Source organism: Mycolicibacterium arcueilense (assembly GCF_058536225.1).
Genome location: NZ_JBZTYL010000025.1, coordinates 16979 through 33426, shown reverse-complemented (window position 1 = coordinate 33426; position 16448 = coordinate 16979). Strand labels below are relative to the sequence as shown.

Sequence of the window (16448 nt, the reverse complement as noted above, 5' to 3'; positions counted from 1 at the left end):
AAATTACGCCGTCGTCAGCGGCTCCGGAGGCACTGTTGACCGACAGGTGTGGTAAATGCCATAAATTTTGCCGCTCTGGGCACAGGTCACTCCGATCGAGACGGGCTATCGCCAGTTCTAACGTCGAATCCACCCCCTGCGATCTGCACAGCAGGATGACTGTGCAATGATGCTTGACCTGCAAATTCACGGGGGTTGGCCCTATGTTCGCCTCCAGCTCACCCCACGCCGGGGCGCGTCAAGCAATAGTTGACGTCTGACCGCCGAACTTGTTGCCATCGACAGCACCAGAGAACTTCGCGATTCCGGCGATCATCGACCCCGCCGGTAGGGTCCGGTCCTCGTGGGTAGACACCAGTTGAAAAAGGATCGGCGTCGCCGGTCTGCAGCCATGGCTGCGGTCGTCGTGCCTGCCGCCGCACTCATCGTCGTCGGCGCAGACACCGCGCCGGCCACCAAGGGCGACACCGAGGTCGTGCCGGCCGCGGCCGTCCAGCCCGCCGCCGCGCCTGCCGCCCCGGCGGTACCGGCCGAGCGCGCCGTGCGCCGGAACATGAGATTCCCCCTGCCCGCCGGCCGGGCCTCCGAAAAAGGCCTCCAAGTGGAGACCATCTTGGCCGCCCGCGCGGTCAGCGCCCGGTTCCCCCAGATTCTGAACATCGGCGGGGTCAGGGCCGATTCGATGAAGTGGCATCCGAACGGGCAGGCGATCGACGTGATGATCCCGAACTACGCCACCCCGGAAGGTAAAGCACTCGGAGACAAGATCGTGGCGTACGCCCTCGACAACGCCGATCGGTTCGGCGTGAACCACGTGATCTTCCGGCAGCAGATCTACTCCCGCGGCCGGGCTCCCAGAATGATGTCGGATCGCGGCGGCGCCACCGCCAACCACTTCGACCACGTTCACATCGCCACCAACGGTGGTGGATTCCCCACCGGGCACGAAACGTACCTGACGTAATTCCCGCGGCCCCCGCCCGAATTCCCAGCTTTCACACAGGAAAAATCCGCAGCCGCAAGGTTGTGGTGTCCGGCTGCGTGCCATAACGTCAACCTAGTTGATTAGCCGTCCTAGAGGAGCTACCCCTTACCGTCCGCGCCTGGTCGACGCCTACGAAAGGGTCACGGATGCAACGGGTTTCGTTCATTCGTCGACTCGGTCAACGCTGGATGGTGCTGGTGGCGGTAGTTGTGCTGCTGGTCGCTGGGTTCGTGGTGAACCGACTGCACGGCATCTTCGCCTCCCACGACGTCACGTCCACACCCAGCGGCTCGGTGAACGACATCGTCCCGTTCAACCCCAAACATGTGGTCATCGAGGTCTTCGGTCCACCCGGCACGGTAGCCACCATCACCTACCTCGACGTCAACGCCCAACCTCAGCGTGCCGACGACGTCGCACTGCCGTGGGCCTATGACACAACCACCACGCAGCCCGCGGTGTTCGTCAACGTCCAGGCCCAGGGCGACAGCAGTTCGATCGGATGCCGGATCAAGATCGACGACGTGATCAAGGACGAGAGAACAGTGAACACCTTGAACGCCTACACCTCGTGCCTGGACAAGTCCGGATGAGCACCCACCGGGTTCCGGACCTCATCCGGCGGTTCTCAGTGGTCATCGCGCTGTTCTGGCTTGGCCTGGCGGTGGTGACCAACGTTTTCGTGCCGCAGCTCGAGACCGTCGCCGAATCGCACAACGTGTCGCTGAGCCCTCAGGACGCGCCGTCACTGCAAGCCGCCAAGCGCATCGGCAAGGTGTTCGACGAATTCGACTCCGACAGTTCGGCGATGATCGTGCTGGAGGGCGATCAACCGCTCGGTGCCGATGCGCACCACTACTACGACGGCTTGGTCCAGAAGCTCCGCCAGGACACCAAGCACGTCCAGCACATCCAGGATTTCTGGGGAGATCCGCTGACGGCGGCGGGCTCGCAAAGCACCGACGGCAAGGCGGCACTGGTGCAGGTGTACCTCGCCGGCAACCAGGGTGAGTCGCTCGCGAACGAGTCCGTCGACTCGGTGCGCAACATCGTCAACCAGACGACGCCGCCTCCGGGCGTCAAGGCCTACGTCACCGGCGCCGCTCCCCTGGTCACCGACCAGTTCGAGGTGGGTCGCCACGGAACCCTGAAAACCACGCTGATCACCATCGGGGTGATCGCCGTGATGCTGTTCTCGCTCTACCGCCGGCTCACCACGGTGTTCTTCGTGATCTTCACGGTGATGATCGAGCTGACCGCATCGCGTGGTGTCGTCGCGGTGCTGGCCAACGCCGGGATCATCGAGCTGTCAACGTATTCGACCAATCTGCTGACGCTGCTGGTCATCGCCGCCGGCACCGACTACGCGATCTTCATCCTCGGCCGGTTCCACGAAGCGCGTCATGATGGGCAGGACCGCGTCACCGCGTTCAACACGATGTACCACGGGACCGCACACATCATCCTGGGCTCGGGCCTGACGATCGCCGGGGCGGTGCTGTGCCTGACCTTCACCCGCCTCCCGTACTTCCAGAGCCTCGGAATTCCCGCCGGTACCGGCGTGCTGGTCGCCGTGGTGGCCGCTTTGACGCTGGCCCCGGCATTGCTGGTCATCGGCCGCCATTTCGGTCTGTTCGAGCCCGCCCGACCCATGCGCACCCGGGGTTGGCGACGCATCGGCACGGCGATCGTGCGGTGGCCCGGCCCCATCCTGGTAGTGACGATCGCCGTTGCCCTCATCGGACTCCTCGCCCTGCCTCGTTATCAGACGAGTTACGACGCCCGGCCCTACATGCCCGCCAGCGCGCCGGCCAACGTCGGTTATGCCGCCGCCGAACGCCACTTCTCGCAAGCCCGGCTCAATCCCGAGTTGTTGATGATCGAAGCGGATCACGATCTGCGCAATTCCACGGACATGATCCTGCTGGAACGCGTCGCCAAGGCGGTGTTCCATACCGACGGCATCGCCCAGGTGCAGTCGATCACCCGCCCGCTCGGCACCCCACTGGACCACACGTCGATCCCGTTCCAGATCAGCGCCGGCAGCGCACAGCAGATCAACAACCTGCCCTTCCAGCAGGCCCGCGGTGCCGATCTGCTCAAACAGGTTGACGTGATCAACAATTCGATCGACGTCCTGCGCCAGCAGTATTCCCTGCAGCAACAGTCGGCCGCCGTCACCGACGAGCAGGCCAAGGCGTTCCAGCAGACCGTCGCCACGGCGCAGAACCTGCGCGACAAGATCGCCGACTTCGACGACCAGTTCCGCCCGCTGCGCAACTACTTCTACTGGGAACCACACTGTTTCGACATCCCGATGTGCGCGGCGTTGAGGTCGGTCTTCGACGCGCTCGACGGTATTGACGCTCTCACGGATCAGCTGGCCAGCGTCTCCGGCAGCATCTCCAAACTGGATGCGCTGCAACCGAAACTGCTCGCGCTGATCCCTCCGCAGATCGCCAGTCAACAAACCAACCGCGACCTCACACTGACCAACTACGCCACCACCTCGGGCATCAACGCCCAGACGGAAGCCGCGCTGCAGAACGCCACCGCGCTGGGCCAGGCGTACGACGCCTCGAAAACCGATGACTCCTTCTATCTGCCGCCGGAGGCGTTCACCAACCCCGAGTTCCAGCGCGGCATGAAGCTGTTCATGTCACCGGACGGCAAGGCCGCCCGCATGATCATCACCCACGACGGGGATCCCGCTACGCCCGAAGGCATTTCGCACATCGATGCTATCCGGCACGCCGCACAGGGAGCCGTCAAGGGCACACCGCTGGCCGGATCCAAGATCTACCTCGCCGGCACTGCGGCGACCTACAAGGACATCCAGGACGGCGCCAAATACGATCTGATGATCGCCGCGATCGCCGCGCTCAGCCTCATTCTGCTGGTGATGATGTTTATCACCCGCAGCATCGTCGCCGCACTCGTCATCGTGGGGACCGTGGCACTGTCGCTGGGTGCCTCGTTCGGACTCTCGGTGCTGATCTGGCAGGACCTGTTCGGCATCGACCTGTTCTGGATCGTGTTGGCGCTGGCCGTCATCCTGCTGTTGGCGGTGGGGTCGGACTACAACCTGTTGCTGGTCTCGCGGTTCAAAGAGGAGATACATGCCGGGGTGAACACCGGCATCATCCGGTCGATGGCCGGTTCCGGCGCGGTGGTGACTTCGGCCGGTCTGGTCTTCGCCGCCACCATGGCGTCGTTCATCTTCGCCGACCTTCGAGTCCTCGGTCAGATCGGCACCACCATCGCCCTCGGCCTGCTGTTCGACACGCTGATCGTGCGGTCGTTCATGACGCCGTCCATCGCCACACTGCTCGGCCGGTGGTTCTGGTGGCCACTCCGGATCCGGCCGCGGCCGGCGAGCCAGATGCTGCAGCCGTACGGTTCGCGGGCCTCGGTTCGCCAGCTCCTGCTGTGGGAGGACGACGACGCGGCGGCTCCGTCCCAGAAGTGACGGAAGTCAGCCGCGTGCAGCAGGACTGAGCTCGTCCGCCGGTTCGTCCGTCACCTCGACGTCCCGCAGCTTCCCCTTCAGCCCCGCGACGCGGCGGAGCTGAGCGGCGATGTTCATGGAGGTCAACATCGGGATCCCCCCGATGAACGTCCGGAATGACGGGTTACCGCCGTCGCGATGCAACATGTACATGCAGCCGACGACGTAGAAGAAACCCATCGTGAAAAGAACGGCCGGCATCGCATAGGCAAGCGGTGATCGAGCGTCGTTCACCAGTTCGGTCGCGTAGTCGAACTCATCCCGCGACATCGGTTCACGCTTGCGCAGTTTGGCGAGCACCGCCTTGTGGGCGCCGACCTTCTCGCCCAGCGACGCCGGGGTTCTCTTCTCCAGGCGGCCGATGTACACGAACACGCATGCCGCGAACGTCACTGCCATGACGCCGGCAAGGATCGTCAGGTCGCCCCAGATGCCGAGATCCACTCGTCGCTCCCCTACCTGCCATCGCACAACGCCGGATTACCTAGAACCACTAACGACGCTACCGCAGGCTCGACCCGTCAAAGCAGTACCAACAGGACTTTCGCAGGAAAGTCGGCCGACCCCTATTCGGCGTCGCTGAGGGCCTCCAGTCGCTGGCCCACCCGGGCCAGCGCCTCGTCGAACACATCGACCTTTTCACCGCGTTTCTCGTTGGCCGGCTGAGCAGCGCCACGGCCACCTTCGGCCTCGACGCGGGCCGCCCCCTGGCGGCGCAACAAGCTGAAGTTCTTCTCACGCGCTTGCCTGAGCCGACTCTGCAGATCCTTCAGCGCCTTCTCGTCCATGCGGGCCAGAGCCTCGGGATGACTCTCGGCGATCAACGAATCTTCCTGCGGGGTCAGGTTCACATGATGGTTGCTCACCATTGATTCATAGCCCGCAGCGGCGCGGCTGAAAAGTGATTCGCCCCGCACCATCCGAACTTGTCGCCCGCCGTCCCCGTCGGGTTCATCTTTGCCACCGGTGAAATTGCAGATCTTCCGGCGCGCCGGAACCCTCATCGAGAGCAACGGCGCGATGATGCAGATGTGGTTGATGATGCGAATGTGACCAACGCTGTGCCGGTGCCCCCGACATCCGCCCCGGAGGCCGACGAGGTACGCACTGAACCTGAAACAGTTGCCAGTGCGCAGGCTCCGCAGCAGCGCGTCTGGACGATGCCCAAATCCCCCGTCACGCGCGAGCAAGCCGATGAGGTGGGACGGATCGCGCGCAAGGCTGTCACCGCCATCATGGGGTTCATCGCCGGCCTTGCTCGATATGTCGCCCGGACCGTTCGGCAGCTGGCACTGGCGATCGATGCCGTGCCACCGGCCGTGCGCGTGCTGGCCCTGACGGGCATCTTCACACTTCTTGGCATCGTCGGCGCGATCGCGCTGGAGGGCACTGTCGCCCTGGTGTGCATCGTCGTCGTGGTCCCGCTGTGCTCGATCACCCTCGGCGTGCTGGGACACCGCTGGTACAGCGGACTAAGTGCGCAGCCCGCGCCGAGCGCGGCGGTCCCCGCCGTGCCAGCCCCGGTGTCGGACCTGCAGCGGTCGATCGAATACGTCGACAAGAAACTCACACTCGCACTCAACGCTTTTGGCGCCGAGCGTCAACAACACGCGATGATCGCCCTCTTCCAGGCCAAGACCGCTGTCGAGCTCACGCTCGGCACGGAGCAGGACACGGCGAGCCACGTCGACGCGTTGCTGGCTGTGGACGACCATGACTCGCGGCCGCGCATCCGGGCCGGCTCGGCGGCAAAATCCCTGCGGGAAAACACTTCCCTGGCCGCATCATGACGGAGCCCACCCTCTCCGGCCAGGTCGCCCTCATCGAGGATGACTACACGTTGGTGATCAATCGTGGGGCTGAGGCGGGTGTAACGCCTGGCATGATTTTTGCCGTGCAGTCCGAGTCGGATCAGGTGATCACCGATCCCGAATCCGGCCGGGAATTGGGCAGACTCACGCGCGAGAAGCTTCGGGTGAAGGTGTTCGACGTGCAGCCCTTGTTCTCCCGGGCACACACGTTCGCCCGGACCGACGACTTCTACGGGCTGTTCCAGGCCACGGCCGTGGTGACGGTCTATGTCGGTGACAGCCTGGAATTGGTCGCTGGTGAGGCCGAGGTGCGTCGGGCGGCGTCCGGGTAGTTCGGGGTCGTCATCCCGACTCGGCGCCGCGCCGACCGCTCAGTGCCGCTTCGATTTCCGCGACCCGTCGCGGACTCACACCCCATGGCTCATCAAGCCCGAGACGAGAATCCAGATCCCATAGGACGCACCGCTCACCCGGCCCGGCGATCATGGACCAGGCGATGACGGTGCGGCGCAGCTGTTCATCCATACACTCGCCGGTCGCCGTGGCTCCGGGCGGCGCACCGCCGTCGGGGTGGTGGTGCAGGAACTGCCCGTAGGCGGCGTCACAGAATGCCGCGTAACGCGCGGTGCACAGAATCAGGCCGTGCCAGGCTTCGTCGACCGCGCGTGAGGGCATCCCGATGACCTGACCGTCGCGCAGCGCTACGGCGCAGCATCGAAACCACTGCCGCAGACCGGTTTCGACGAGCTCACGCGGCTGCCAAGGGCAGGTCTTGAACACGGCCTCCGGCAATTCCAGATCGGCGATCACCTGCCCGGCGGCACGTCGGGCGCCGCCCTTTCGCAGAGTGATCATCAGCAACCGCCGCCCCCGCAACCTCCGCCACCACCACAACTACTTCCACCACCGCATCCCCCGTGTCCTCCGTCGCTGAAACCGGAGTCCGCGCCGGCCGCCCAGAAGGCTGCGGCACCGCCGGCACCGGCGACAGACCCCAGCCCGCCGCGGCGGCGCGAGCCATCCCCGCTATGCCTCCGTTTGGCGATGACGAAGATCGCCAAAATCGCTACGTCGAACGCGATCACCACCAGCGGAATAATCCACCACACGATGTCCGTCCTCTCCTCGTCGACTTCCTTACCGGACAAGCGGACCACGCGTTGCATCGCTACCGATCCCAACTCCGGTGTCGTACCCGCCGCGTGGGCTGCGGGCTACGGACATCACACGGGCTGTACTCCCGACGAAATCCCTACGGCCACGGCAGAAGAGTGGGATCGTGGCAGACATGCGATCAACAGAGATCGTGCGGGCGTTCTGGGACGACGTCTGGAATGCCCACGACGCCGATGCCGTCGGCCGGTTCGCCGCGGCCGACGTCGTCGTCGAAGCCGGCGGTCAGAAAATCTCTGGACTGGACGAGGCCCAACACTGGGCGCAGCAATTCCTCGATCACGTCAACGACTTGCACGTCAACCCAGTCGAATCCTTCCAAAACGAGGATGGCACCCGCGTCACCTCCAGGTGGGTACTGACGGGGACCAACAACGGCATGCTCGGCACCGAACCCAACGGGAAACCGATCGCCATGACCGGCACAGCCGTCTGGTCTGTGGCCGACGGCAAGCTACAGCACGGATGGGTCGAACAGGCCTCATACGAGCTGTACCACTCGTTGCTCGAGAAGTAGCCCGCCGTGCAGACACGATTCGGGTGGCTGGCGAAAGCAGCGCTCGCCCTATCCGCCATCGTCGGCGCGCCGAACGCCTCGGCCGAACCGATCGCTACCTGCACCAGCGACGTCATCGATGGCGTCGAGGTCGATTACTGCGTCGGGAACCCGAACGCGAACCCGGACTCCGTCATCGGTGTGCCGGGCGTCAACGTGGATGTCGAATTCGGTGTGGGATTGGGCCTGGGCTGAGTATCAACCTGAAAGTACGTGACCGACTGCCAGCTATGCCGCCAACGAGTACGAGAAAGGCGGCCTCGGAATTCTCCGAAACCGCCTCTGACGTGCTACTACATCTGTCGGGCTGACAGGATTTGAACCTGCGACCACTTGACCCCCAGTCAAGTGCGCTACCAAGCTGCGCCACAGCCCGCGTGCTTCCGGCTTGCACCGGCAGCGAGTCGAAAGCTTACCGTAGCCGCCCGCCGTTCTCGTAATCCGCCCCACCCGTCACAGGACACCCCTCACTGGGCTGCGGTTTCGGCGGTCGCCGCCTCGGCTTCGTCGACGGCAATCTCAGGTGGCAGCGTCCTGAACCCGCGACTCGTCACGCCCAGCACGACAATGCCGACGGCCAGCCAGCACAGTCCGAGGACAATCGCCCGGGTGTCCAGCTGCAGCAGCAGATACGACGTGATGACCGCACCGATCGCCGGCGCCACGACGTAGAGCAGTGGGTTGCGCGGCTCACCGGCGGCCCGGTGGCGGAAGTAGTAGACGATGACCGACACGTTCACGAGGGTGAACGCGACGAACGCCCCGAAGTTGATGAATGACGTCGACGTCGCCACGTCGAGGAACATCGCCAGCAGGCCCACCGCGCCGACCATCACCAGGTTGGCCGCCGGGGTACGGAATTTGGCGCTCAGCGTGCCGAACACCGACCGGGGCAGGGTGCCGTCGCGGCCCATGGCGAACAGCAGTCGCGACGCGGAGGCCTGTGCGGCGATGCCGGACGCGAACTGGGCGAGGATCAGGCCCGCGAGGAACACTGCCCCGAACAAGTTGCCGCCGATCTGCTTGGCGATCTCCAGGGCCGCCGACGAGGAATCAGCGAATTCCCCACCAGGGTGCACTAATTGGGTGGTGTATGCGATGACCAGGAAGATGGCGCCGCCGATCAGTGCGATCAGCAAGATGGCGCGGGGCATGTTCTTGCGCGGTTCGATGGCTTCCTCGGTGAAGGTGGTGACGGCGTCGAATCCGAGGAAGGAGTAGGCCGCGATGGCCGCGCCGGCCGTCACACCCCCGATGCCGGCGCCCATCCCGGTGAACGGGCTCGCACTGACCAGCCCGCCGGCACCGCTGCTGTGGACGACGGAAGCGACCGACAGCGCCACGAACAACCCGATGACCAACAGCTGGAATGCCATCAGCAGATAGTTGGCCTTGTCGGCGACCTTGATGCCGATGACGTTGAGCGCGGTGGTGATGAGGATGAATCCCAGCACCCACAACCAGCCGGGTATGCCCGGGAATTGAGCGTCCAGATATGCCGCCCCGATCAGCCAGATGACCATGGGCAGGAAAAGATAGTCCAGCAATACCGCCCAGCCGGTGAGGAATCCGGCGCGTGGGTCGATGGTGCGGCGCACGTAGGTGTAGGCCGACCCCGACACCGGATACGCGGCCGCCATCCTGCCGTAGCTGGACGCGGTGAACAGCATGGCCGCCAGCGCGATCAGGTACGCCGACGCTGACGCTCCGGCGGTGGTGGACGCGATCACGCCGAAGATGCCGAGAACGATCAGCGGCGTCATGTAGGCCAGTCCGAACAGCACCAGCGAACGCAACCCGAGGGCGCGCACCAGGGTCGGTTGCCCGGCAGATGGCGGTGTCATGGCGGTGCCTTTCAGTTGGCGTGGCGGTTCGACGGTGACCAACGCTGTGGGTCGATTCGGCCCTGGTACAGCGGCAACCCGATCGGCCGGTCCGACGGTCCGAACTGGTCCCACATCCGGTTGGTACCGGCAGTTCCTCGCTCGCGTACCGCGGCGACGGCCCCGAAGTCGATGTGCTGGCAGAGCACATCCGGGGCTGCGCCCGAGGTCTCTTGGAGCACAGCGCCTTCGGGGTCGACGATGAGGCTGCGCCCCTTACCCACTGGTCCGGCACAGTTGACGCTCACTGTGAAGACTTGGTTCACAATCGAATTGGCACGAGCCAGCACCAGTTCCTGACTCCGGTCCTCGGTGGTGGTCTTGACGACGTTGACGATCACATCGGCACCCATCCAGGCCAGATGGCGGCTCACCTCGGGGAACCAGGCGTCATAGCAAATGGACAGTCCGAGTCGGCCGACGTCAGGGATGTCGACGGTGACGAACTGGTCGCCGGGCGTGTACTTCTCGAACGGTCGCCAGGGGAAGATCTTGCGGTAGGACGCCACGAGCCGGCCGTCCGGGGCGAAAACCGGTGCGGTGTTGAACAATTCACCGTTCTCCCCCAGCTCACACACCGACCCGGGAACCAGCCAGGCATCGGCGGCGCGGGCCACCTCGCCGAGGGCGGCGATCAATGGACCGTCCAGTGGTTCTGCCGCAGCGGCCAGCATGTCGGTGTCCTCGGTACCGAACAGATGGATCTCGGGATAGACGATCAGTGCCGGACCGGTCACCGCTGACCGCACCCGCAGCACATCGGCCATGAACTGCGTGACGGTGTCCTCCCGGCCGAACACGGGCAGGCCCGCGATGTCGAGCGGGGCTGCCTGGACGCCGGCCACCGTGATCGATCCGGACACAGGACCTCCGAAGCATTAATAACCCAGAATGAGCGAATTCAGCCCAGATATTAGTTCAGCATGAACAAATAGAGCAATAGCTGACGTACGCTGAGGCCCATGACGTTGCAGGTCGGTGACGCGCATCCGGCGCTCAACGCCCCCGCCGTCGCGGGCATCACCCGGCTCAGCGCCGCTGACACGGTGCGGGCCCGCCTCGGACTGGCCATCGAACTGGGGCTCATGACCAGGGGGGAACGGCTGCCCGCCGAACCCGACATCGCCGCCGCCCTCGACGTCAGCGTCGCCACGGTCCGCCGGGCCTTGCAGTCGATGGCCGACGAGGGCGTGGTGGTCCGCCGCCGTGGTCGGGTCGGCGGCACCTTTGTCGCCCGTAGCGGCGCCAGAGTGGACGGCGGAACAGATCACCCCTCGGCCACGTTCCGTGCCGATGCTGCCGAAGTGCGCCGCCTCATAGACCTACGCGCGTTGGCCGAGGATGCCCTCAGCGCGGCTGCGGCGCAGGCCGCCACCGATGAGCAGCTCGACGCGCTCGCGGCGATCGTCGCCGAGGCTGCCAGGACCACCGACTGGACAGGCTTCCACACCGCCGATCAGCGATTCCACGAATCGGTCGCGGCGGCAAGCGGTCTCGACTGGGCGATGCACAGCTACTGCGACGTGCTGCACGGGCTGTACCGCTACTTCATTCCCTACCCGATCAGCTACCTGCACGAGTCCAACCGAGAACATGCCCGATTGGTGGAAGCGCTGCGCCGACGCGACTGCCGGGCGGCCTCCGAGATTGCCCGCAATCACGTGCTGTCGTTGCACCAGACCATGTACGTGGGCCTGTCACGGCCCGCGAAGGAGTCCGGCTAGCTGCGTGCCGCCGGCTCTTCGACCGCGGTCACGACCGAATCGTCGACATCGCGCGGTGCCCGCGACGTCTTCCAGGCACGGACCACCAGAGCTGCCCACCCCGCCACGATGAGCGTGTAGATCCCGGTCGACCACGGCCAGTGCACGCCGAAGTAGTGCACCAGTTTCTGGCTGTTGGTCAGCAGGATGACCCCGCCGACAGCGGTACCGAGCAGCGCGGGATTGATCCGGCTGACCAGCCAGGCGGCGACCGGCGCAGCGATCACCCCGCCGACCATCAGCCCGAGCACCACAGGCCAGTTCTCCAGGAACTCCTGGCGCAGCCCGACCAGAAAGCCGATCGACGCCGACACCGCGACCAGAAACTCCGAGGCGCTCACCGAACCGATCACGGTCCGCGGCGCGGTCTTGCCCTGCGACAGCAGGGTGCTCGTCGTCACCGGCCCCCAGCCGCCGCCACCCGACGCGTCGATGAAACCGCCGAACAGACCGAGCGGGGCCAGGAACTTCGCACTGTGACTGGTGCCGTGCTGCCCGAGACTCAGCGGCGTGCCCAGCGAGAAACGCAACAGCACGTACAGTCCGATGCCCAGCAGGATCGCCGCCATGAGCGGTGCGGCGGACTCCGTCGACAGCGCCGACAGCACGGTCGCACCCGCGAATGCGCCTGCCGCCCCGGGGATCCCGAGCTTGGCGACCATCGGCCAGTCGATGTTCTTGAAGCGCCAGTGCGACACCGCCGACGCCAGCGTGGTTCCGACCTCAGCCAGGTGCACCGCGGCGCTGGCCTGTGCCGACGCCACCCCGCTGAGCACCAGCAGGGTCGAGGCGGTCACACCGAAGGCCATGCCGAGCGCACCGTCGACCAACTGGGCCCCGAGGCCGACGAGCGTGAAGATCAGAAGCGAACGCATAGGTTCGGCTGCTTTCGATTGTGGTCACCGCCCCGGGTGACCCGACGGAAGGTTGGGCGCGCGTGTCTACCGACCCGCGCGACACCACTCGTCGAAAGCCATCAACCGGCGCGACGGCCAGAAGGGCTCGAGGGCAGCCAGAGCAGACGGTGCGGTGCGGTAGGCAAGTTCAGCCACCGGTCACCCCTTCCTGCTCGACAGTTGATGTGACTTTACCCGAGGCTTCGCGCAGGCAAGCCTTGACCCTAGAGGCTCAACAACCGGTAGAGCCCGATCAGTCCCACCACCACGATCACGGCACGCAGCGCATTCGGCGACAGCCGGCGTCCGTAGTGAGCGCCGAGGAACCCACCGATCAGCGAACCGACCGCAATCAGGCCCGCCGCCACCCAGCTGATCCGGTCGAACGCGACGATCGTGTACGCCAGCGCCGCGACGATGTTGACCAACAGCGACAGCAGGTTCTTGGCGGCGTTCATCCGTTGGATGGATTCCGGCAGCAGCGCACCCATCACCGCGATCAGCAGGATGCCCTGGGCTGCCGTGAAGTAGCCGCCATAGATGCCGACGGCGAACGTGCCGATCACCAGCACCGCCATACGACGCGGGCCGACGTGGTCGGCGGACTGCCCGGACTCCTCGGCGCGGTTCCGTACCCACGCCTGGATCCGCGGGCCGACGACGACCAGTACCAGCGCCAGGATCAGCAACACCGGCACGACCGCGACGAACACCTTTTCCGGCAGGTGCAGCAGCAGCCAGGAGCCAAGGCCGGCGCCGATCAGCGATCCGGGAATCTGCCAGCGCAGCCGTTTCCACTGGCCACGCAGCTCCCGGCGATAGCCCCAGGTGCCGGAGACACCGCCGGCGACCAGACCGACGGCATTGGACATCGTCGAGGTGACCGGTGGGATTCCCAGCGCCACGAGCGTGGGGAAGGTGATCAGCGTGCCGGACCCGACGACGGCGTTGATCGCGCCCGCACCGACACCGGCCAGCGCGATCAGGATCATGTGGGTGACGGACACTCGGGCCAGCCTATCGGCCCGGTTCAGCGCCTCTTCTTGGGTGCTCCACGCTTCTCGCGGACCCGGACGTTGATCTGCACCGGGCTGCCCTCGAAACCGAACTGCTCACGCAGGCGGCGCTCCAGGAACCGGCGGTAACCGGCCTCCAGGAACCCGGAGGTGAACAGCACGAACGTCGGCGGCCGGGTGGCCGCCTGGGTGGCGAACAAGATCTTGGGCTGCTTACCGCCACGCACCGGCGGCGGGGTCGCGGCCACGATCTCCTTGAGAAAGTTGTTGAGCTGCCCGGTCGAGATCCGCTTGTCCCAGGACGCCAGCGACGTCTCCAGGGCCGGCACCAGCTTCTGCACCGCCCGGCCGGTCATGGCCGAGATGTTGACCCGCGGCGCCCACTGGACCTGCACCAGTTCCCGATCGATCTCTTTGTCCAGCAGGTACCGCCGGTCCTCGTCGACCAGGTCCCACTTGTTGAACGCGATGACCAGGGCACGCCCGGCCTCGATCACCATCGACAGCACCCGCAGGTCCTGCTCGGTCAGCGGCTGGGAGGCATCGATCAGCATGATCGCGACTTCGGCCGCATCGATCGCGCCGTGGGTGCGCACCGACGCATAGAACTCGTGTCCGCTGGCCTGTCCGACCTTGCGGCGCAGACCTGCTGTGTCGACGAATCGCCAAGTCTTGCCGCCCAATTCGATCAGCGAGTCGACGGGATCGACGGTGGTGCCTGCGACATCGTGCACCACCGAGCGCTCGTCACCGGCCAGGCGGTTCAGCAGTGAGCTCTTGCCGACGTTCGGCTTGCCCACCAGTGCCACGCGGCGCGGTCCGCCCACACCGCTGCCGCCCACCTCGGAGACCTCGGGCAGCTTCTCCATCACCGTGTCGAGCAGATCGGCCACGCCGCGGCCGTGCATGGCGCTGATCGCGTGCGGCTCGCCGATGCCCAGTGACCAGAGTGCGGCAGCGTCGGACTCACCGCGCTGCGTGTCAACCTTGTTGGCCGCCAGGAAAACCGGCTTGCCCGACTTGCGCAGCATCCGGGCCGCGGCCTCGTCGGCCGACGTGGCGCCGACGACCGCATCGACGACCAGGATGATCGCGTCAGCGGTGCGCATCGCCACCAGTGCCTGATCGGCCACCAGCTGCTGCAGACCCTTGGCGTCGGGTTCCCATCCGCCGGTGTCCTGCACCATGAACCGGCGGTTCAACCAGCTCGCGTCATAGGACACCCGGTCACGGGTCACCCCGGGAATGTCCTGCACGACGGCTTCACGCCGCCCCAGGATCCGGTTCACCAGAGTCGATTTCCCGACATTGGGACGACCGACGACGGCCACCACCGGAGGCGGCGCGGCGGCCTCCTCGAGAACTTCGGCAACCTCGTCGCTGAACTCCCAGTCGCTCTCGTCCGACCAGGTGCCGTCACCATCAGAGTCGCTCATCGGCGCACCCCCGCATGCTGGGTCACCAGGTCGAGAAGGTGTGTCACGACCTGTGTTTGGTCCATATCACTGGTGTCGACCACCAGCGCGTCCTCGGCTGCCCGCAACGGGGAAACGGCCCGCGTGGAATCGAGGTGATCGCGCCGCTGCACGTCGGCGAGCACCGTCGCATAGTTGTCCGGCAGACCGCTCGCGATGTTCTGGGCGTTGCGGCGCCGGGCGCGCTCCTCGGCAGAAGCGGTGAGGAAGATCTTGACGTCGGCCTTGGGCAGCACGACCGTGCCGATGTCGCGCCCCTCGACCACCACGCGTCCACCCGCAGCAGCCAGCTCGCGCTGCAGATCGACGAGGCGGGCACGCACGCCGGGCACCGCCGACACCGCCGACACCGCGCGGGTCACCTCGTCACCACGGATCTCGTCCGAGACGTCTTCACCGGCCAGGAACGCGCGGTCCTGACCAGGATCCGAGCCCACGCCTATCACCGCGCCCGAGGCCACCGCGTCGATGGCCTCGGCATCGTCCAGGTCGACGCCGGCACGCAACACCGCCAACGTGACGATGCGGTACATCGCGCCGGTATCCAGGTAGCTCGCACCGAGGGCTTGCGCCAAACCTCTTGAAACCGAAGACTTCCCGGTTCCCGCCGGCCCGTCGACCGCCACCACCAGAGACCCGCTCACATTCCCACCGCCTGATAAAGCTCGCCGATTTCCTTGCGGCTGAGCGCCCTGATACTGCCCGGCCGCTGGTCCCCCAGCGCCACCGAACCGATGTCGGTGCGGACCAACTCCTGCACCGGGAAATCCACCGCGGCCAACATGCGCCGCACGATGCGGTTGCGGCCCTCGTGCAGCGTGACCTTCACCAACGTCTTGCCCGGAACCGTGTCCACCACCGCGAAGTCGTCGACATGCGCCGGACCGTCATCGAGCTCGACACCGGCGCGCAACTTCTTGCCGAGGCCGCGCGGCACCGTGCCGATGACCGTCGCCACATAGGTCTTGGGGATCTCATACGACGGGTGCATCAGCCGGTGGGCAAGCTCCCCGTCGTTGGTGAGCAGCAGCAGCCCCTCGGTGTCGGCGTCGAGCCGGCCGACGTGGAACAGCTTCTTGTTGCCCCGAACCCGGTGCTCCACGAGATCTCCCACGCAGGGGCGGCCCCGCTCGTCGGACATCGTCGACAGCATGCCGATCGGCTTGTTGATCGCCAGGTAGACCAGCGTGTCATCGATGACCACCCGGGAGCCGTCCACCCGGATCTCGGCCGTATCCGGGTCGACCCGGGTACCGAGCTCGGTCACCAGCCGTCCGTCGACCTCGACGCGGCCGTCGGTGATCATCCGCTCGGCCACCCGCCGGGACGCAATCCCGGCCTGGGACAACACTTTCTGCAGCCGTACGCCTTCTTCAGCCATG

The 16448-nt window shown here is 65.8% G+C and carries 19 protein-coding genes and 1 tRNA gene; 8 read left to right on the top strand and 12 right to left on the bottom strand.

Annotated elements, in window-relative coordinates:
- Nucleotides 1-391: 391 nt before the first annotated feature.
- The 3 genes from AC4LGL_RS23225 (at nucleotide 392) to AC4LGL_RS23215 (ending at nucleotide 4454) form a co-directional block, all read left to right on the top strand.
- Complete coding sequence (locus AC4LGL_RS23225; protein WP_491840827.1) at nucleotides 392-964, top strand: VldE C-terminal domain-containing protein; 573 nt, start codon at nucleotides 392-394, stop codon at nucleotides 962-964.
- Nucleotides 965-1131: 167 nt separating this feature from the next.
- A complete protein-coding gene (locus AC4LGL_RS23220; RefSeq protein ID WP_491840826.1) occupies nucleotides 1132-1578 on the top strand; it encodes an MmpS family transport accessory protein in 447 nt (148 codons plus the stop codon).
- Nucleotides 1575-4454 carry an MMPL/RND family transporter gene (locus AC4LGL_RS23215; RefSeq protein WP_491840825.1) on the top strand — a complete coding sequence of 960 codons (2880 nt, stop codon included), beginning with the start codon at nucleotides 1575-1577 and terminating at the stop codon, nucleotides 4452-4454. The genes AC4LGL_RS23220 and AC4LGL_RS23215 overlap by 4 nt, the downstream gene beginning before the upstream one ends.
- A 6-nt stretch (nucleotides 4455-4460) precedes the next feature.
- Here the strand turns inward: AC4LGL_RS23215 and AC4LGL_RS23210 are convergent, their stop codons facing one another.
- Nucleotides 4461-4937, bottom strand: coding sequence for a hypothetical protein (locus tag AC4LGL_RS23210; RefSeq protein WP_491840824.1), 477 nt, complete (start codon nucleotides 4935-4937; stop codon nucleotides 4461-4463).
- A gap of 122 nt (nucleotides 4938-5059) precedes the next feature.
- Nucleotides 5060-5362 (bottom strand): hypothetical protein, encoded by a 303-nt coding sequence (locus AC4LGL_RS23205; protein ID WP_491840823.1) that lies wholly within the window; start codon nucleotides 5360-5362, stop codon nucleotides 5060-5062.
- Nucleotides 5363-5419: 57 nt separating this feature from the next.
- Here AC4LGL_RS23205 and AC4LGL_RS23200 point away from each other — a divergent pair, with 57 nt between their 5' ends.
- Nucleotides 5420-6283 carry a hypothetical protein gene (locus tag AC4LGL_RS23200; RefSeq protein ID WP_491840822.1) on the top strand — a complete coding sequence of 288 codons (864 nt, stop codon included), beginning with the start codon at nucleotides 5420-5422 and terminating at the stop codon, nucleotides 6281-6283.
- The gene (locus tag AC4LGL_RS23195; RefSeq protein ID WP_491840821.1) at nucleotides 6280-6636 is read left to right on the top strand and encodes a hypothetical protein; all 357 of its coding nucleotides are present in this window, start codon (nucleotides 6280-6282) and stop codon (nucleotides 6634-6636) included. The genes AC4LGL_RS23200 and AC4LGL_RS23195 overlap by 4 nt, the downstream gene beginning before the upstream one ends.
- A 10-nt stretch (nucleotides 6637-6646) precedes the next feature.
- On the opposite strand, the gene AC4LGL_RS23190 is transcribed toward AC4LGL_RS23195, so the two are convergent.
- Together AC4LGL_RS23190 and AC4LGL_RS23185 are read right to left on the bottom strand one after the other, a co-directional pair.
- Entirely contained in the window at nucleotides 6647-7159 is a 513-nt protein-coding gene (locus AC4LGL_RS23190; RefSeq protein WP_491840820.1) for a UCP032817 domain-containing protein, read from the bottom strand.
- Nucleotides 7159-7470, bottom strand: coding sequence for a hypothetical protein (locus AC4LGL_RS23185; protein WP_491840819.1), 312 nt, complete (start codon nucleotides 7468-7470; stop codon nucleotides 7159-7161). The genes AC4LGL_RS23190 and AC4LGL_RS23185 overlap by 1 nt, the downstream gene beginning before the upstream one ends.
- A 122-nt stretch (nucleotides 7471-7592) precedes the next feature.
- Between AC4LGL_RS23185 and AC4LGL_RS23180 the strand changes: the two genes are divergently transcribed.
- Nucleotides 7593-7994, top strand: a complete 402-nt coding sequence (locus AC4LGL_RS23180) for an ester cyclase (protein ID WP_491840818.1) — start codon at nucleotides 7593-7595, stop codon at nucleotides 7992-7994.
- 6 nt (nucleotides 7995-8000) lie between these two features.
- A complete protein-coding gene (locus AC4LGL_RS23175; protein ID WP_491840817.1) occupies nucleotides 8001-8228 on the top strand; it encodes a hypothetical protein in 228 nt (75 codons plus the stop codon).
- A 107-nt stretch (nucleotides 8229-8335) separates the two neighbouring features.
- Here the strand turns inward: AC4LGL_RS23175 and AC4LGL_RS23170 are convergent.
- From AC4LGL_RS23170 to AC4LGL_RS23160, 3 genes are all read right to left on the bottom strand, one after another.
- Nucleotides 8336-8409 (bottom strand) — tRNA-Pro (locus AC4LGL_RS23170).
- 91 nt (nucleotides 8410-8500) lie between these two features.
- On the bottom strand, nucleotides 8501-9877 hold the full coding sequence (locus AC4LGL_RS23165; RefSeq protein ID WP_491840816.1) for an APC family permease: 1377 nt from the start codon (nucleotides 9875-9877) through the stop codon (nucleotides 8501-8503).
- A gap of 11 nt (nucleotides 9878-9888) precedes the next feature.
- Nucleotides 9889-10779: a carbon-nitrogen hydrolase family protein gene (locus AC4LGL_RS23160; protein ID WP_491840815.1), complete on the bottom strand. Its 891-nt coding sequence runs from the start codon at nucleotides 10777-10779 to the stop codon at nucleotides 9889-9891.
- Nucleotides 10780-10878: 99 nt separating this feature from the next.
- Between AC4LGL_RS23160 and AC4LGL_RS23155 the strand changes: the two genes are divergently transcribed.
- The gene (locus AC4LGL_RS23155) at nucleotides 10879-11640 is read left to right on the top strand and encodes a FadR/GntR family transcriptional regulator (RefSeq protein ID WP_491840814.1); all 762 of its coding nucleotides are present in this window, start codon (nucleotides 10879-10881) and stop codon (nucleotides 11638-11640) included.
- On the opposite strand, the gene AC4LGL_RS23150 is transcribed toward AC4LGL_RS23155, so the two are convergent.
- From AC4LGL_RS23150 to AC4LGL_RS23130, 5 genes are all read right to left on the bottom strand, one after another.
- Nucleotides 11637-12554, bottom strand: coding sequence for a sulfite exporter TauE/SafE family protein (locus AC4LGL_RS23150; RefSeq protein WP_491840813.1), 918 nt, complete (start codon nucleotides 12552-12554; stop codon nucleotides 11637-11639). The genes AC4LGL_RS23155 and AC4LGL_RS23150 overlap by 4 nt on opposite strands.
- A 245-nt stretch (nucleotides 12555-12799) precedes the next feature.
- The gene (locus AC4LGL_RS23145; protein WP_491840977.1) at nucleotides 12800-13567 is read right to left on the bottom strand and encodes a sulfite exporter TauE/SafE family protein; all 768 of its coding nucleotides are present in this window, start codon (nucleotides 13565-13567) and stop codon (nucleotides 12800-12802) included.
- A 38-nt stretch (nucleotides 13568-13605) separates the two neighbouring features.
- A complete protein-coding gene (gene der / locus AC4LGL_RS23140; protein WP_491840812.1) occupies nucleotides 13606-15027 on the bottom strand; it encodes a ribosome biogenesis GTPase Der in 1422 nt (473 codons plus the stop codon).
- The gene (cmk, locus tag AC4LGL_RS23135; protein ID WP_491840811.1) at nucleotides 15024-15710 is read right to left on the bottom strand and encodes a (d)CMP kinase; all 687 of its coding nucleotides are present in this window, start codon (nucleotides 15708-15710) and stop codon (nucleotides 15024-15026) included. The genes der and cmk overlap by 4 nt, the downstream gene beginning before the upstream one ends.
- The gene (locus AC4LGL_RS23130) at nucleotides 15707-16447 is read right to left on the bottom strand and encodes a pseudouridine synthase (RefSeq protein ID WP_064957705.1); all 741 of its coding nucleotides are present in this window, start codon (nucleotides 16445-16447) and stop codon (nucleotides 15707-15709) included. The genes cmk and AC4LGL_RS23130 overlap by 4 nt, the downstream gene beginning before the upstream one ends.
- Nucleotide 16448 lies beyond the last annotated feature (1 nt).

What these genes read in the sequence shown, in the direction of transcription:
- AC4LGL_RS23225 (WP_491840827.1), top strand. Translation starts at nt 392, where the DNA reads ATGGCTGCGGTCGTCGTGCCTGCCGCCGCACTCATCGTCGTCGGCGCA.
- AC4LGL_RS23220 (WP_491840826.1), top strand. Translation starts at nt 1,132, where the DNA reads ATGCAACGGGTTTCGTTCATTCGTCGACTCGGTCAACGCTGGATGGTG.
- AC4LGL_RS23215 (WP_491840825.1), top strand. Translation starts at nt 1,575, where the DNA reads ATGAGCACCCACCGGGTTCCGGACCTCATCCGGCGGTTCTCAGTGGTC.
- AC4LGL_RS23205 (WP_491840823.1), bottom strand. Translation starts at nt 5,362, where the DNA reads ATGGTGAGCAACCATCATGTGAACCTGACCCCGCAGGAAGATTCGTTG.
- AC4LGL_RS23195 (WP_491840821.1), top strand. Translation starts at nt 6,280, where the DNA reads ATGACGGAGCCCACCCTCTCCGGCCAGGTCGCCCTCATCGAGGATGAC.
- AC4LGL_RS23190 (WP_491840820.1), bottom strand. Translation starts at nt 7,159, where the DNA reads ATGATCACTCTGCGAAAGGGCGGCGCCCGACGTGCCGCCGGGCAGGTG.
- AC4LGL_RS23185 (WP_491840819.1), bottom strand. Translation starts at nt 7,470, where the DNA reads ATGCAACGCGTGGTCCGCTTGTCCGGTAAGGAAGTCGACGAGGAGAGG.
- AC4LGL_RS23180 (WP_491840818.1), top strand. Translation starts at nt 7,593, where the DNA reads ATGCGATCAACAGAGATCGTGCGGGCGTTCTGGGACGACGTCTGGAAT.
- AC4LGL_RS23165 (WP_491840816.1), bottom strand. Translation starts at nt 9,877, where the DNA reads ATGACACCGCCATCTGCCGGGCAACCGACCCTGGTGCGCGCCCTCGGG.
- AC4LGL_RS23155 (WP_491840814.1), top strand. Translation starts at nt 10,879, where the DNA reads ATGACGTTGCAGGTCGGTGACGCGCATCCGGCGCTCAACGCCCCCGCC.
- AC4LGL_RS23150 (WP_491840813.1), bottom strand. Translation starts at nt 12,554, where the DNA reads ATGCGTTCGCTTCTGATCTTCACGCTCGTCGGCCTCGGGGCCCAGTTG.
- AC4LGL_RS23145 (WP_491840977.1), bottom strand. Translation starts at nt 13,567, where the DNA reads ATGATCCTGATCGCGCTGGCCGGTGTCGGTGCGGGCGCGATCAACGCC.
- der (WP_491840812.1), bottom strand. Translation starts at nt 15,027, where the DNA reads ATGAGCGACTCTGATGGTGACGGCACCTGGTCGGACGAGAGCGACTGG.
- AC4LGL_RS23130 (WP_064957705.1), bottom strand. Translation starts at nt 16,447, where the DNA reads ATGGCTGAAGAAGGCGTACGGCTGCAGAAAGTGTTGTCCCAGGCCGGG.